We start from the raw sequence: 12,668 nt of genomic DNA on the forward strand, positions 1-12,668 counted from the left end.
CCGATTCCGCCGGCTGCGGGGGCCCGATCCCCGAAGGAATCCACGCATGTCCATCATCTCCTACGAGGAGCCCGTCTTGGTGCCTCCCCCGCACTCCGAGCTCGCGGCCGCCTTGGACGCGGCCCGCATGGAGTGGCTCGCCGACCACTGGTCGCCCCGCGGCGGTGAGACCGCGTGAGCGTCCACACCACCCTCGGCGCCGCCGTGGTGCAGCTCCACCTCGCCCTGCGCGACAACACCCTGTGGGCGGCCAAGTCCGGCTCCGGCACCCGCCCGTACGTCGCCGTCGGGCACGACGCCGTGGAGCACATCGACGCGGCGATCGCCGAGCTGCGCCGCGCGCGTGCGGCGCTCGTGAGCGAGCTGCGCGCCGACGAGGACGAGCGGGCCGCCCGCATCGACGCCGAGCGGGCCCGCCGCGCGACCGTCCCGGCCCTGACGCCCGCCGCGCTCGGCTTCGACGACCCGGTCGAGACCGGCGAGTCCCGCCACCCCCTGGAGGGCTGATGGGCCGCCCCGACGAGCGCCTGTGGCATGGTGGCGCACCCGGCCTCCAACCCGGTGACCTGCTGCTGCCGCCCGCCCAGACCGGCATCGCGACCAGCAGCGACATCCTGATCGCCCTGACCGGCTTCGACCCCCACGACAACGGCGTCGAGACCGACCGCATGCGAACCGACCGGGTCTACCTCACCCGCGACCGCGAGCTCGCCCGCGCGTACGCCGCCTGCTGGACCGCGAAGGCCGAGCACGGCCTCCAGGTCGGCCGCGGCGCGCTGTACGTCGCGCGTCCGATCGGCGAGGTCTGGCCCGACCCGGACCTGCCCGACGTGAGCGTCGAGTGCGAACGCGCCGAAGTGATCGCGGTCTACGACGCCGCGGTGACCCTGCCCTGGCAGAAGGCCGAGCGGCGCCTGCTCGCTCATGTGGGCAGCGCACGATGACCGGCCAGCGCGGCGGCCGCCGCCAGCTCCCGCACCTGCTCACCCTCGCGTTCTCCCGCACCGCCCGGGCCGAGCACGCCGAGCAGGTCGCGGCCGCCGACCCCGCCATCGCCGAGCACACCTCCTGGCTCGGCGACCTGCGCACCGGCGACACCGACGCCGACCGCCTCGCGATCGCCCGCCGGCAGATCGCCCTCATTCTCGAAGGAGACGAGTGAACCTCCCGCACCTGGCCAACCTCTGGCCACTGAACCTCAAGGTGCAGCACACCAGCACGCGCCGCACCGGCACCATCGCGCTGTGCGCGCCGCGTGACCCGATCGCCGTGGATCTGCTGAACGGGGCACCGGCCGCGCACGCAGTCCTGCGGTCCGGCAACCCGATCGTGTTCGTCGACTTCGGCGACGGCCACCCCGCGTGGTACCGCACGACCGTCCTCCGCAAGGCCACCGACAGCCCTCGCACGGTGTGGCAGGGACGGCCGAGGGGGTGGCGGTGAGCTACCTGACGATCGACCCGGACACCGGTCAGCGGCGCTCGCTGATCCGCTGGCCCGATGGGATGCGCCGTCCCCTGGACGGCTGCCGCTGGTGCGGGCACGTCCAGAGCACGCACTCCCTGTTCTGGATGCCCGCCCGCCCGGGGCACGCGTTCGAGCCGCCGACCGCGGCGCAGCGCGCCGCCCGGGCGGCCGCCAACGCCCGGATCGACGGCCGCCGCGTCGAGCAGATCCCGGCCCCGCGGCACGCCGCCCGCCCGTCGCTGCCGCCCGGCGTCGACACCGGCGTTCTCCAGCGCGTCGTCGAGGGGCTGAGGGCGCTGTGAGCACGACCCACCGTCGGGTCACCCCCACGGGCGTGCAGATCGCGCCCGTCGGGCTGCCCCGCCACGAATGGCTGACCCTGCGCCGCCTCGGCATCTGCGGCTCCGACGTGCCCGCCATGGTCGGCCTCGACCGCTACACCTCCGAGCGGGAGCTCTACCACGACAAGCGGGGCGAGCTCCCCGACCTCCCCCGCTCCCCGGAGCTGGAAGAGGCGGCCGAGTTCGGCAACGAGCTTGAGGCGGTCGTCGCCCGGCGGTTCGCGGCCGCGACCGGAACCCGGGTCCGCCGTATCGGCATGCTTCGCCACGTCGACGACGAGTGGCGCATGGTCAACCTCGACCGGCGCGTGCTCGGCTGCCCTGACGGCCCGTGCTTCGTGGAGATCAAGACGCGCTCGGCCTACCAGGCGGACCAGTGGGAGGACGGCGTCCCGGACGGGCCCGCCCTGCAGACGCACTGGGGAATCGGCGTCACCGGCTACGGCCACGCCCACGTCGCCGCGCTCATCGGCGGCAACCGTTTCAAGCACTTCCGGATCGACCGCGACGAGGAACTCCTCGACGACCTCGTCGGCATCGCCGGCGACTTCATGGAGGCCGTGCGGGAGGGCAACCCCCCGCCGGTCGACGGGTCTCCAGCGAACACCGAGCTGATGGCCCGCCTGTGGGAGACCGCCGCGGACTCCATCACCGCGGTGGACGCGGCCACGACCACCGCGCTGATCGCGGAGCGGGAGAAGATCCGCGCCCAGATCAAGGCCAGCGAGGAGGACCTCGCGGCCGTCGAGAACCAGCTCAAGGATCTGCTCGGCCCGGCCGAGGTCGGCGTGATCGGCGGCGACCCGGCGGTGACGTGGAAGCGCAACGGCACCTTCTCCACCAAGCAGTTCGAGCAGCGCTTCCCCGAGCTGGCGGCCCGCTGCCGCAAGACCGTCGAGGTGCTCGACCTCGACGCCATCAAGACGAACCACCCCGACGAGTACCGGGCCTGCCGCGCCCGCGTGCTGCGTATCCCCGGAGGTAAGGCGTGACGAACGATCTGAGGGGCCGCGTCGCTGAGCGCCGCAACGGCGGCCGCGGCCAGCGCCAGACCGGCAAGGCGAGCAAGGAACTGGCGATCAAGGCCAAGACCGCCAACGCCCGCGCGCTCATGCAGCAGATGAAGCCGCAGTTCGCCATGGCACTGCCCAAGCACATCGGCGTCGACCGGTTCCTGCGCATGGCGCTGACCTGCATGCAGAAGAGCCCGAAGCTGCTGGACTGCGACCCGTCGAGCGTCCTGGCCGCCCTGATGGAGTCCGCCCGGCTGGGCCTGGAGCCTGGCACCAAGCAGGCGGCCATCGTGCCCATGGGCGATAAGGCGACGTTCATCGCGCAGTGGCAGGGCCTGGTCGAGCTGATGTACCGCTCCGGTCAGGTCGCCAGCGTGACGGCCGAGTTCATCCACGAGAACGACGAGTGGGACTACAGCATCGGCGACGGCGGCGGCTTCCGGCACAAGCCGAACCTCCTCGGCGACCGCGGCAAGCCCGTGCTCGTGTACGCGTTCGCGACCATGAAGTCCGGCGCCCGCTCGAAGATCGTGTTCCTGACCCGGGAGGACGCGGAGAAGATCCGCGACGAACGGTCGAAGAACTACGCGTTCGCCGAGTCCAACGGCAAGCGCAACTCGACGTGGCACACGGATTTCGACGCCATGTGGCGCAAGTCCGCGGTGCGCCGGCTGGCCGACTGGGTGCCGTCCTCACCGGAGCTGCGTGACCTGATCGGCCGGGAGAACGAGGCGGGCGAGATCGACCTCGCCGACGTCGTCCTGCCCGAGGACATCGTCGACGGCGAGGTCGTCGACGAGCCGGAGGGCCCCGCCCTGCAGCCGGCCGACGAGCCGAACGGGCAGTCGGAGCAGGGCCAGGAGAAGAGCGAGCAGCCCGAGCCGCCGCGCGACCCGGAAGAGCCGCCCGCGCCGCCGGCCGACGAGGGCTGGGGCGACGACTGGCCGCCGGTGAATAGGCCCGAGGGCGGGTTCTGATGATGTGGATCGTCAGACTGCCGTTCGGAGACCGAGGCGCACAGCTGATCTACGGGCCGTTCGGTGAGGAGCAGGAGGCGCGGGGGTTCGCCGAATACCTCACTGCCGAGGTTGACCCGGCGTTCGCCGAGCCGGTGCGCTCACCGGTCGCCGAGTTGCTGGCTTGGCGCGACGCCCAGAAGGGCGGCAAGGGCTGATGGGCTTCTTCGGTAAGTCCCGTGCACAGCTGCTCCTCGATCACCACGCCGAAGTTGAGGACCTGCGCCGGATCATCGCCGACCAGGCGGCCGAGATCGGCGCGATGTCCGGCACCATCGCCGAGCTGCGCGCCCAGGCGGCCGAGGCGGTGAACGAGCGCAGCGCCGCGCTCGACTACGCCACCCGCCTCCGCATCGGAGCGCTCGGCCTGGCCGAGTCGTGGAACGGGCTCGGCCACGCGGGCAACTACCGCATGGCGGCGGCCGAGCTCCACGGCTTCATGGAGCAGCTCGGCGCGATCGAGCCGGCCGACCGGCCCGTGCTGCAGGTGGTGAAGACCGATGGGTGACGACCGCCCGACGCGCCACCGCTGCCCGATCCGCCGCGTCCACGCCGACGGCACCACCTGCACGCACAGGTTCGGCCCGGACGGCAGGCCCCGCCTCGGCGAGGACTGCCCCGGCGCGGCCGGCTACGAGGCCACATGCACCTGCGGCCACACGATCGAGCGGCAGAGCATGCGCGTGATCGTCGAAGAGAAGCGGCTGCAGCACCTCGGCAAGCGCGGGAGCGGCACGTGAGGCAGCTCGACCTCGTCACCTCGGAGGGCGCGGCCTACACCGCGCCCTCCGGGGCCCCGCTCATCACGATCACCGCATACGGCACGCCGGCGCCGCAGGGCGCGATCTCCTACAACGGCGGCGGCCGCGGCTACTACAGCAACGACAAGGCCCTGCGGCCGTGGCGCGCCGCCGTGCGGGATGCCGCGATGGATGTCCTCGGCACGCATGAGCACCGGCCGCCCACCAGGGAGCGCAAGGGCCGTTCCGGGCCGTGCGTGACCTGTGGGGTGCCCCGTAAGGACCACGGGCGCCTCAAGGGCGCGTACGTGGTCCTGATGACCGTCACCCTGCCGCCGCTCGCCTCGCCCCGGGCCCTGCCCGTGACGCGCAGCTCCGGCGACTGGGACCACCACGGCCGCGCGATCGGCGACGCGCTGACGCAGGCCTCCGTCTGGGCCGACGACGCGCAGGTCGTCGACGGCCGAGTCCGCAAGTTCTACCCCGGGCACCCGCTCGCCCTCGACCGGCCGGGCGCCGTAATCCAGATCTGGAGAGTCTCATGAAGTGGCGTTGGCCGTGGCAGTGGCCGGAGGCGGCCCCTGCGCTCGACGCGATGGCGAACGAGGACGAGGACGAGGCCCCCTGCGGCTGCCAGGTGCTGATCGACCAGCTCCACGAGCACGCCGACATGCTGCGCGAGGACCTGGCGCAGGCCGACCGGGCCTTGAAGGAGCAGGCCGAGCAGTACGAGGCCCGCATCGCGTCCCTGACCCGGCAACTGCGCGACGGCACGCCGTTCGGGGAGCGGGAGGAGATGCTCCGCACGCAGGAGACCAACGCCCGCCTCGCGCAGCGCATCAACGACATGACGCGAGGGGTCGTGACCCTGTGAGCCGGGAGATCGACTGGCATCGGCGAGCGCGCTGCAAAGAGCCATGGGTGGACCCCGAGTGGTTCTTCCCCGAGCATGCATCCCCCACAGACGTGCTCGCGATCTGCGCAGCCTGCCCGGTTCGTAGGCAGTGCCTGAACTTCGCCCTGAACAACCCCCTGGGCCAGTACGGCATCTGGGGCGGCACCACCGCATACGAGCGTCGCCGCATGCGCGCCAGCAAGACGAGAGGGGTCGTGACCCTGTGACCTGCCGCCCCGTGATCGTCTCCGTCACCGAGAAGGACGAGGCTGGCCACCTCACCAAGCGCGAGTGGGACGCCTGCGCATGCGTAGCGAAGGTGCTGGCCTCCAACCTCGGCCACCCCGACCGCCAGGCCCTGTTCACGCCCGAAGCGGCCGCCGCACTCAACGTCCGCCGCGCCCAGCACCCGGGCGTCGTCATCATCGACCACCAGGAGGGCTAACCCGTGCCCGACATCAAGCTCGACTCCAAGCTCACCAAGGCCATCAAGCGCCTGCTGGAGCCGTACGAGGCCCGCCTCGGCAAGCTCGGCAACAACGTCGTCGCGATCGTCGAGCTCACCTCCGTGAAGCGCGTCGACGTCACCCCCGACGTCGAGGCGGCCCCCGCGGCGTACCTGCGGATCACCGGCCTGGAGATCGCCACCCGCGACCAGGAGGACCACCTGCGCCGCGCCCAGCAGAGCATGTACCGCCTGCGGACCGCGAGCGGCACGTTGGACGAGATCCACTCGGCCGAGGACGCCAACCGGCAGCTGCGCATCCTGCACCAGACCGTGGCCGAGGGGGACGACTAATGCCGATCACCACGGTGCAGGGGCTGCACGACGCCATCCGCAACGCCCTGGACGGGGCCAGCGTCGACGCCGGCGTCGTCTGCGACGCGCTCTACGACGCGGACATGCAGATCGTCCCGACGGTCTACGACGACCGTTACTGGCGGCTGTTCGTGGCCACCGAGCACGAGCTGCGCGTCCTGGACAGTGAGGACCTCCCCCGCGAGCTCGCCTTGGTCCTGGCCGCGAATCCGGGCGCCGCGGTGGTCGTGCGCCCGGCCGACGAGGAGGAGGCGCACGCGTTCATGCTGCTCGGCGAGGGCGGGCTGCGGGAGCTGGACGCGAAGCGGCACGCGGAGGAGGCGGCGATCGCGGAGGAGACCGCGGCCGCGCTCGCCGCCGCGCTCGGGAGCGTCGATGACTGAGACCCCCGCCGAGGAGCTCCGCACGGCCGCCGCGAAACTGCGCGAGATGGCCGAGGGCACAACGCGCGGCCCGTGGTTCGTCGCCGACTGCGACCTGTACCCCCGCTGGATGCTCTCCGAAGGGCAGACCGAGCGCGACTCGCGCTACGCCGCCGACGTCGCCAAGAGCTACCCGGACGGCGGCGGCGACGGCGTGTATGTCACCGACGCCGACTGGGCCTGGATGGCGTTCGCCAACCCGGCCTGGGCCGAGCCGCTCGCCGCCCTGCTCGACGTGGCGGCGATCACCTGGGATCTCGTCGGCCCCGGTCGAGCCCCGTCCGGCGCGACCGGGATGGCGCTTGCCGTGGCCCGCGCCATCCTCGGAGGCGTCCGTGCCCAGTGAGCCGCGCCGCGCAACCGACGAGCTGCTGCGCCTGCTCGCCCGCACCCGGCCCGACTGGCGCGAGGGCGACATCCTCCAGGTCCTCCGCCACCTCGAACACCAAGGCTGGCCCTGGGCTCGGATCCTGCGCCTCTTCCCCGCCGTCGCCGCCGAGGACGACTCCCGGCCCGGCGACGTGATCGGCGCCTGGCGCCACCCCAACTACTCCTCCGGCCGCCCGCCCACCGAGGAGTACCACGCCGCCAAGCAGGCCCTCACCCGGCGCGAGTAGGAGGACCACGGCCACATGTAGATCACCCCGCGGCCCGCCCGGCCACACCGACCCGCGCCGGGCGGGCCTTCGCCCTGCACGCACTTCTAGGGGGAGCACACAGCAAATGCCCTACTTCCCGGTGGACGACTCGTTCCACTCCCACCCCAAGCAGATGGCTGCCTCGCTCGCGGCGATCGGGCTGTGGACCGTGGCCGGCTCGTGGTCGAACGAACATCTCACCGATGGTTTCGTCCCAGACCACGTGCTCCCGTCACTGTCGCGCGGCCAGGTCGAGCTGGCGAAGGAGCTCGTCGGCGCGGGGCTGTGGAAGCGGAGCCGAGGCGGCTACCAGTTCCACCAGTGGCACGCGGACGCCGACGGATCGCCCCGGAATCAGACCCGAGACGAGGCGATCGCCAGGCGCTCCAAGATGGCATCGGGTGGAGCTCTCGGAAATCACCGCCGCTGGCATGTGGATAAAGGCCGAATTGACCCCAAGTGCGGGTTCTGCCAGGCAAAACAGGATCGCCCCCCGACTCGCCCCGCGAATCGCCCCCCCGATCAGGTACCCGAGTCGGGTAGCGATTCGGGGGCGAATCCCCCCAGTCCCAGTCCCAGTCCCAGTCCCGAAGGGACTGGGACGAAGGACTGGGACGGTACTACTAGTCAGTCATCGTCTCGCCGTAACGCGCGCGCGAACGGACCCGACGACGACCAGACGATCGACAACGCGATCATCGAACTCCTCCAGGAACACACCGGGCAGACCGTGCCGCCCGAGTGGGCGGCACGCGTCCGCCAGCAGATCCTCACCGGCCGGACCGTACGCGCCAGCCGCGTCGCCTACGTCACCCGGGCCATCACCGAACGCCCGGCCGACTTCCTGCCCCCCGACACCGGCCAGCAGCCACCCCCGCGCGGCCGCCAGACGCCAGCCTGGTGCGGCTACTGCGACATGCGCACCCGGCTCATGGAGCTGCCCGGCGGCACCATGGCCCGCTGCCAGCAGTGCCACCCGCTCGCCCGCAGCCCGTACAACCACGCCGCGGCGGACGGTGAGGCTTGACGTGGCCGTCCTCGTGCGCTGCGGCTGCTGCGGCCGCCCCGTCCCCGATCACGCCTACGTCTGCCCCGCCTGCGCCTGGCACCTGCATGAGCACCTCGTCCGCCTCGTCGACGGCGACCTGGTCGACGAGCTCGACACCGCGCTCGCGCGGCAGGCCAAGCTCGGCGGCAGCGGCGGCCGCCACGGCGACGAGCAGCCCCTCGCCTTCGGCTACGCCGCGAGCGAGGCCATCTGGGTGCTGCGCAACACCCTGACCGGCTGGGTGCGCGTCCTCCTCGACGACCTCGCCCACCACCACCCGCCGGCCGACACGCTGCCCGCGATGGCCGAGTGGCTCGCCTACCGGACCGAGACTCTCCGGCACCTGCCCGAGGGCCCGGAAGCCGTCGACGAGCTCACCGCGGCCGTACGGCACGCCGAGGCCGCCGTCGCACCCCTCGGCGACCGCGTGTACGTCGGGCCGTGCGCCGGCGAGCTCGACGGCGGCGCCCCCTGCGGGGCCGACCTCTACGCGGCCCCCGGAGCGGCCTGGGTGACCTGCAAGGCCTGCGGCGCCCACTACCGGGTGCACCAGCGCCGGGAGTGGCTCCTGGACGCCGCCGAGGACGTGCTGGAGACCGCGACGGAGATCGCCCGGGCCGTGACCAGCCTTGGCCGTCCCGTCACCCCCGAGCGGATCCGGCAGTGGGCCCACCGCGGGCAGCTGCACGCCCGCGGCACCCAGCGCGACGGCCGCGGGCGCTGGGTACCGCTGTACCGCGTCGGCGACGTGCTCGACCTGGTCGCCGACGTGCCCGTTCCGGCCGGGCCCGCGTGCGCCGACTGCGCACACGGGACCTGCCGGACGATCCGGGCGCGGCGGTGAAGCTACTCGGCCGGCTGCTTGCGCGACTTGGGCCCGCGCGGCAGCGGCGGCGCCCCCCGCTCCCGCACGATGCGGCGCACGTAGGCGGCCGTGAAGGTGCAGTGCTGTGCGATCTGCTCTGGCGTTCGCCCAGCCTGCACGGCGGCCACCCAGGCGGCGAAGAGGGCTTCTTTGTCGGCGTCGGCGGCGGCCTGGCTGGCGAGGTAACGCTCGCTCGCGGTGGCGACGGCGGTGAGTTCATTCATGCACGGCAGGGTAGCGAAACCGAGGCGCGAAAAAAAGTAGCGAAACTCTGTTGCGTAATCCTCAGAAGGAGATTACGATACTCAGTATCGAAATCGAGAGGAGAGCCACCAATGATCACCATCGCCACCGAGGCCCGCATCGTCGACGCCTACACCCGCCTCGCCGCCGAAACCGGCCGCTCCTGGGTGAGCCTCACCGCCATCCGCCGCGCCCTCGCCGACCTCCCCCGCGACGAGCAGGACCGCGCCCTCCGGGAACTCGCCCGGTGCACCGACGTCCGCATCGTCCCCTGGGAGAACCAGAAGACCCTCACCACCGAGGACCAGGACGCCGCCCTCTGGTACGGCGACCAGTGGAAGCACTGCATCAGCATCAGCCTCTGGTAGCCCCGCCAGGCCCGGGCCCCGGCCCGGGCCATCCCAGGTCCCCGAAACCGCCATTGACCAGCGGATTTGCGAAGATCGCCGCAACCTGTCACGCTGAAACCCTGCGAGGACAACTATGCCCGCAGGTCAGAGCCCCGCCACCGAGCGGGGCTTTCGCGTACCCGGCCCCTGGCGACCCGGAACGGTAGGGCAGGTGACCAGATGTCCTACGGCATGATCAAGCAGCGCACCCGGGCCGCCCGAGGGCCCCTGCCACGCGGCACGGTCACCCTCGTATGCGGGCCGCCCTGCGCCGGCAAGAACACCTACGTCGACCAGCACCGGCAGCCGGGCGACCTGGTCGTCGACTTCGACGCCCTGATCACCGCCCTCGGCGGCGCCGACGATCACACGGTGCCCGAGCAGCTCAAGGCGTACGCCTACGACGCACGCGACGCGATCCTCGATCGGCTGTTCAGCCGGCCCACCCCCGTGCGCGCGGCGTGGATCATCCTGTGCGCCCCCACAGCGGCCGAGCGCCGACGCTACCGGGCGCTCGGCGTGCGAGTCGTGCTGCTCAACACCGACCAGGCCACATGCCTCGAACGCGCGGCCGCGCACCGGCCCCCCGAGTTCGCCGGCCACGTCCTGGAGTGGTTCGACACCTACGAGCCGGGTCAGGCCGACGAGATCATCGCCCACCGCCGCGATGCCCCGCCGTCTGCCGCCGCCCTGTAGCCGGCCCGGCTGCCCCCACCGCAAGCCCTGCCCCGACCACAAGACCAGGCGCGGCAGCGCCCGGGCCAAGGGCTACGACGCGCGCTGGGAGAACACGCGCCGCGAGTTCCTCGACGAGCACCCGCTGTGCGAGTGCGAGGACTGCGTGAAGCTCCCGCCCGACCAGCGGCCGCCGGCCGAGCACGCCGACCACATCGACGGCCTCGGCCCGAATGGGCCACGCGGCCACGACTGGGACAACCTGCGGGCCATGTCGCAGCCGTGCCACGCGCGCCGTACCGCACGCGACCAGCCCGGCGGCTGGAACGCCCGGTAACGCCCCCCGATCTCCTGGTCCGTCCGCTGCCGCCGGGGTTCGGTAGCGAACGGACCAGGTCAACCCCACAACCCCACGGAGGCACCATGCAGCTCGTCGGCCGACACCCGTCGACCAACCAGATCGCCCGCTACTTCGACTTCGAGCACCTGCCGCCGCACCTGCAGGCGATCAGTCGACCGTGCCACGCACTCGCTGAGGCGATGATCGAGCAGCTGCCCGACGGGCCCGAGCTCACCACCGGCCTGCGCAAGCTGCTGGAGGCGAAGGACTGCTTCGTCCGCGCCGCCCTGGACAAGTCCTGATGACGCCCGAGCAGGCCGAAGAGGCTCCCCCCGGCGAGCCCGCCGAGCTCGCATCGCTCCCGGTTGAGGTGCGCGCCCCCGTGCGCGCCCTCGTCCACGCCGTCGACCAGATGCGCGACCACTGGGCCGAGGCCGACGAAGCCCGACGCCGCGAACTGTGGCAGCAGGTCCACAGGGCACACGACGCCGTGTGGGGAATCACTGTCGCGGTGGCACTGGCCAGAGCGCGCGTCTGATGCTGATCAACAATCTCGTGGGCTGTCCTTCACCCCCTTCAACCCCCCTGGAGAAGACCTTCATGACCCCCGAGCAGGCCGCAGAGAAGGCCGCCGAGACCCTCGCCAAAGCCGCCGAGTACGCCCAGATCCCCGACGTGGCCGGCGCCTACGTGGGCATCGCTGACGGCTGGACGCGGCTGTGCGCCGCGCTCGCCCACTCGTCGTCGTCCAGGCCGCTGACGTTCAGCGTCCCGGAGGTCAAGGTTGGGTCCTACGCCGCGCTCAGGCGGGACCTGGAGCGCAGCCTCCGCCAGCCCGCCATCAAGACGGAGCGCTTCGCCCTGCCAGTCGAAGACGTCGCCCGCATCTGCCACGAAGCGAATCGCGCCCTGCAGCTGGCCACCGGCGACCCCGCGCCTTCCCCGGCCTGGGACGAGGCGCCCGAGTGGCAGCGCGCATCCGCGATCGCCGGCGTCGAGGAGGCCCGAGGCGGAGCGACGCCCGAGGAGCTCCACGAAGCCTGGTGCGAAGCGAAGTGGGCGACCGGCTGGACGTACGGCGAGGCGAAGGACGACGAGGCGAAGACGCACCCCTGCCTCGTTCCGTACGCTGATCTCCCGTCGGAGCAGCGCGCCAAGGACGAGCTGTTCCGCGCTATCGTCACGGCGCTGAGCTGAGGACCTCCTGTGCGGATCTACTACGACACGGAGTTCGTCGAGGACGGCAAGACGATCGACCTCGTCAGCATCGGCATGGTGGCCGAGGATGGCCGCGAGCTGTACGCCATCTCCTCCGAGTTCGACCAGGCCAAGCTCCTCGCCAACCCCTGGCTCGTCGAGCACGTGTGGCCATCCCTGCCCACGTACAAGCACAGGCCAGGTGTGCGCTGTGCGTGCGGCCCTGGCCACCTCGACGCTGACCACCCAGACGTACGCTCCCGTGCGCAGATCGCTCGCATGGTCCAGGCGTTCATCCTCGCCACGCCTGAGCCTGAGCTGTGGGCGTGGTACGGCGCATACGATCACGTCGCCCTAGCCCAGCTATGGGGACGCATGATCGACCTACCCGACGGCGTGCCCATGTGGACCAACGACCTCAAGCAGGAATGCATGAGGCTCGGCAACCCCACCATGCCCAAGCAAGCAGAGGGCAACGAGCACAACGCGCTCGCCGACGCGCGCCACGTCAAGGTCATGGCCGAGTTCCTCGCACAAGAGGCACATCACTCTGCGTGAC

General features: G+C 71.9%; 29 protein-coding genes. 28 read left to right on the forward strand and 1 reads right to left on the reverse strand.

All coding sequences use genetic code 11. The annotated features are described in order from the left end of the window. The first annotated feature begins 46 nt into the window (after positions 1-46). The 21 genes from HCK04_RS43720 to HCK04_RS23305 all read left to right on the forward strand — a co-directional run bounded on the left by HCK04_RS43720 (position 47) and on the right by HCK04_RS23305 (position 9,244). Positions 47-178: a hypothetical protein gene (locus HCK04_RS43720; protein ID WP_260617379.1), complete on the forward strand. Its 132-nt coding sequence runs from the start codon at positions 47-49 to the stop codon at positions 176-178. Next, the gene (locus HCK04_RS23215; protein ID WP_142649490.1) at positions 175-507 is read left to right on the forward strand and encodes a hypothetical protein; all 333 of its coding nucleotides are present in this window, start codon (positions 175-177) and stop codon (positions 505-507) included. Before HCK04_RS43720 ends, HCK04_RS23215 begins: the two co-directional genes overlap by 4 nt. Continuing rightward, positions 507-944, forward strand: a complete 438-nt coding sequence (locus HCK04_RS23220; protein ID WP_142649491.1) for a hypothetical protein — start codon at positions 507-509, stop codon at positions 942-944. Before HCK04_RS23215 ends, HCK04_RS23220 begins: the two co-directional genes overlap by 1 nt. Further along, the gene (locus HCK04_RS23225; RefSeq protein WP_142649492.1) at positions 941-1,162 is read left to right on the forward strand and encodes a hypothetical protein; all 222 of its coding nucleotides are present in this window, start codon (positions 941-943) and stop codon (positions 1,160-1,162) included. The genes HCK04_RS23220 and HCK04_RS23225 overlap by 4 nt, the downstream gene beginning before the upstream one ends. Next, positions 1,159-1,443 (forward strand): hypothetical protein, encoded by a 285-nt coding sequence (locus HCK04_RS23230; RefSeq protein WP_142649493.1) that lies wholly within the window; start codon positions 1,159-1,161, stop codon positions 1,441-1,443. The genes HCK04_RS23225 and HCK04_RS23230 overlap by 4 nt, the downstream gene beginning before the upstream one ends. Next, positions 1,440-1,769 (forward strand): hypothetical protein, encoded by a 330-nt coding sequence (locus tag HCK04_RS23235; protein WP_168066199.1) that lies wholly within the window; start codon positions 1,440-1,442, stop codon positions 1,767-1,769. Before HCK04_RS23230 ends, HCK04_RS23235 begins: the two co-directional genes overlap by 4 nt. After that, complete coding sequence (locus HCK04_RS23240) at positions 1,766-2,800, forward strand: lambda-exonuclease family protein (RefSeq protein WP_168066203.1); 1,035 nt, start codon at positions 1,766-1,768, stop codon at positions 2,798-2,800. Before HCK04_RS23235 ends, HCK04_RS23240 begins: the two co-directional genes overlap by 4 nt. Beyond that, complete coding sequence (locus tag HCK04_RS23245) at positions 2,797-3,798, forward strand: recombinase RecT (RefSeq protein WP_142649495.1); 1,002 nt, start codon at positions 2,797-2,799, stop codon at positions 3,796-3,798. Before HCK04_RS23240 ends, HCK04_RS23245 begins: the two co-directional genes overlap by 4 nt. Beyond that, positions 3,798-3,995 (forward strand): hypothetical protein, encoded by a 198-nt coding sequence (locus tag HCK04_RS23250; RefSeq protein ID WP_142649496.1) that lies wholly within the window; start codon positions 3,798-3,800, stop codon positions 3,993-3,995. The genes HCK04_RS23245 and HCK04_RS23250 overlap by 1 nt, the downstream gene beginning before the upstream one ends. After that, complete coding sequence (locus tag HCK04_RS23255; RefSeq protein ID WP_142649497.1) at positions 3,995-4,345, forward strand: hypothetical protein; 351 nt, start codon at positions 3,995-3,997, stop codon at positions 4,343-4,345. The genes HCK04_RS23250 and HCK04_RS23255 overlap by 1 nt, the downstream gene beginning before the upstream one ends. Then, complete coding sequence (locus HCK04_RS23260; protein ID WP_142649498.1) at positions 4,338-4,577, forward strand: hypothetical protein; 240 nt, start codon at positions 4,338-4,340, stop codon at positions 4,575-4,577. Before HCK04_RS23255 ends, HCK04_RS23260 begins: the two co-directional genes overlap by 8 nt. Further along, positions 4,574-5,122: a RusA family crossover junction endodeoxyribonuclease gene (locus HCK04_RS44315; protein ID WP_168066205.1), complete on the forward strand. Its 549-nt coding sequence runs from the start codon at positions 4,574-4,576 to the stop codon at positions 5,120-5,122. Before HCK04_RS23260 ends, HCK04_RS44315 begins: the two co-directional genes overlap by 4 nt. Further along, entirely contained in the window at positions 5,119-5,451 is a 333-nt protein-coding gene (locus HCK04_RS41360) for a hypothetical protein (protein WP_185949018.1), read from the forward strand. The genes HCK04_RS44315 and HCK04_RS41360 overlap by 4 nt, the downstream gene beginning before the upstream one ends. Then, positions 5,448-5,699 carry a WhiB family transcriptional regulator gene (locus HCK04_RS41365; RefSeq protein WP_185949019.1) on the forward strand — a complete coding sequence of 84 codons (252 nt, stop codon included), beginning with the start codon at positions 5,448-5,450 and terminating at the stop codon, positions 5,697-5,699. Before HCK04_RS41360 ends, HCK04_RS41365 begins: the two co-directional genes overlap by 4 nt. Before the next feature lie 11 nt (positions 5,700-5,710). Then, complete coding sequence (locus tag HCK04_RS23275) at positions 5,711-5,917, forward strand: hypothetical protein (protein ID WP_142649500.1); 207 nt, start codon at positions 5,711-5,713, stop codon at positions 5,915-5,917. 3 nt (positions 5,918-5,920) lie between these two features. Then, positions 5,921-6,271, forward strand: coding sequence for a hypothetical protein (locus HCK04_RS23280; protein ID WP_142649501.1), 351 nt, complete (start codon positions 5,921-5,923; stop codon positions 6,269-6,271). After that, positions 6,271-6,675 (forward strand): hypothetical protein, encoded by a 405-nt coding sequence (locus HCK04_RS23285; RefSeq protein WP_142649502.1) that lies wholly within the window; start codon positions 6,271-6,273, stop codon positions 6,673-6,675. Before HCK04_RS23280 ends, HCK04_RS23285 begins: the two co-directional genes overlap by 1 nt. Then, positions 6,668-7,060, forward strand: a complete 393-nt coding sequence (locus tag HCK04_RS23290; protein ID WP_142649503.1) for a hypothetical protein — start codon at positions 6,668-6,670, stop codon at positions 7,058-7,060. The genes HCK04_RS23285 and HCK04_RS23290 overlap by 8 nt, the downstream gene beginning before the upstream one ends. Further along, complete coding sequence (locus HCK04_RS23295) at positions 7,050-7,331, forward strand: hypothetical protein (protein ID WP_142649504.1); 282 nt, start codon at positions 7,050-7,052, stop codon at positions 7,329-7,331. The genes HCK04_RS23290 and HCK04_RS23295 overlap by 11 nt, the downstream gene beginning before the upstream one ends. Positions 7,332-7,437: 106 nt before the next feature. After that, positions 7,438-8,379 (forward strand): hypothetical protein, encoded by a 942-nt coding sequence (locus tag HCK04_RS23300; protein WP_142649505.1) that lies wholly within the window; start codon positions 7,438-7,440, stop codon positions 8,377-8,379. Between the two features lies 1 nt (position 8,380). Further along, entirely contained in the window at positions 8,381-9,244 is an 864-nt protein-coding gene (locus HCK04_RS23305) for a hypothetical protein (RefSeq protein ID WP_142649506.1), read from the forward strand. Positions 9,245-9,246: 2 nt separating this feature from the next. Here the strand turns inward: HCK04_RS23305 and HCK04_RS23310 are convergent, their stop codons facing one another. After that, a complete protein-coding gene (locus HCK04_RS23310; protein ID WP_142649507.1) occupies positions 9,247-9,489 on the reverse strand; it encodes a hypothetical protein in 243 nt (80 codons plus the stop codon). Positions 9,490-9,600: 111 nt separating this feature from the next. Between HCK04_RS23310 and HCK04_RS23315 the strand changes: the two genes are divergently transcribed. The 7 genes from HCK04_RS23315 (at position 9,601) to HCK04_RS43725 (ending at position 12,667) form a co-directional block, all read left to right on the forward strand. Next, positions 9,601-9,876 (forward strand): hypothetical protein, encoded by a 276-nt coding sequence (locus HCK04_RS23315; protein ID WP_142649508.1) that lies wholly within the window; start codon positions 9,601-9,603, stop codon positions 9,874-9,876. A 201-nt stretch (positions 9,877-10,077) separates the two neighbouring features. After that, positions 10,078-10,593, forward strand: a complete 516-nt coding sequence (locus tag HCK04_RS23320) for an AAA family ATPase (RefSeq protein WP_142649509.1) — start codon at positions 10,078-10,080, stop codon at positions 10,591-10,593. Further along, positions 10,565-10,909 (forward strand): HNH endonuclease, encoded by a 345-nt coding sequence (locus HCK04_RS23325; protein ID WP_142649510.1) that lies wholly within the window; start codon positions 10,565-10,567, stop codon positions 10,907-10,909. Before HCK04_RS23320 ends, HCK04_RS23325 begins: the two co-directional genes overlap by 29 nt. Before the next feature lie 86 nt (positions 10,910-10,995). Further along, positions 10,996-11,214: a hypothetical protein gene (locus tag HCK04_RS23330; protein ID WP_142649511.1), complete on the forward strand. Its 219-nt coding sequence runs from the start codon at positions 10,996-10,998 to the stop codon at positions 11,212-11,214. Next, the gene (locus HCK04_RS23335; RefSeq protein ID WP_142649512.1) at positions 11,214-11,450 is read left to right on the forward strand and encodes a hypothetical protein; all 237 of its coding nucleotides are present in this window, start codon (positions 11,214-11,216) and stop codon (positions 11,448-11,450) included. The genes HCK04_RS23330 and HCK04_RS23335 overlap by 1 nt, the downstream gene beginning before the upstream one ends. Positions 11,451-11,512: 62 nt before the next feature. After that, positions 11,513-12,109 carry a RyR domain-containing protein gene (locus HCK04_RS23340; protein ID WP_142649513.1) on the forward strand — a complete coding sequence of 199 codons (597 nt, stop codon included), beginning with the start codon at positions 11,513-11,515 and terminating at the stop codon, positions 12,107-12,109. 9 nt (positions 12,110-12,118) lie between these two features. Beyond that, positions 12,119-12,667, forward strand: coding sequence for a 3'-5' exoribonuclease (locus tag HCK04_RS43725; RefSeq protein WP_142649514.1), 549 nt, complete (start codon positions 12,119-12,121; stop codon positions 12,665-12,667). Position 12,668: the final 1 nt, after the last annotated feature.

Source organism: Microbispora sp. CL1-1 (genome assembly GCF_012034195.1).
Lineage (GTDB): Bacteria > Actinomycetota > Actinomycetes > Streptosporangiales > Streptosporangiaceae > Microbispora.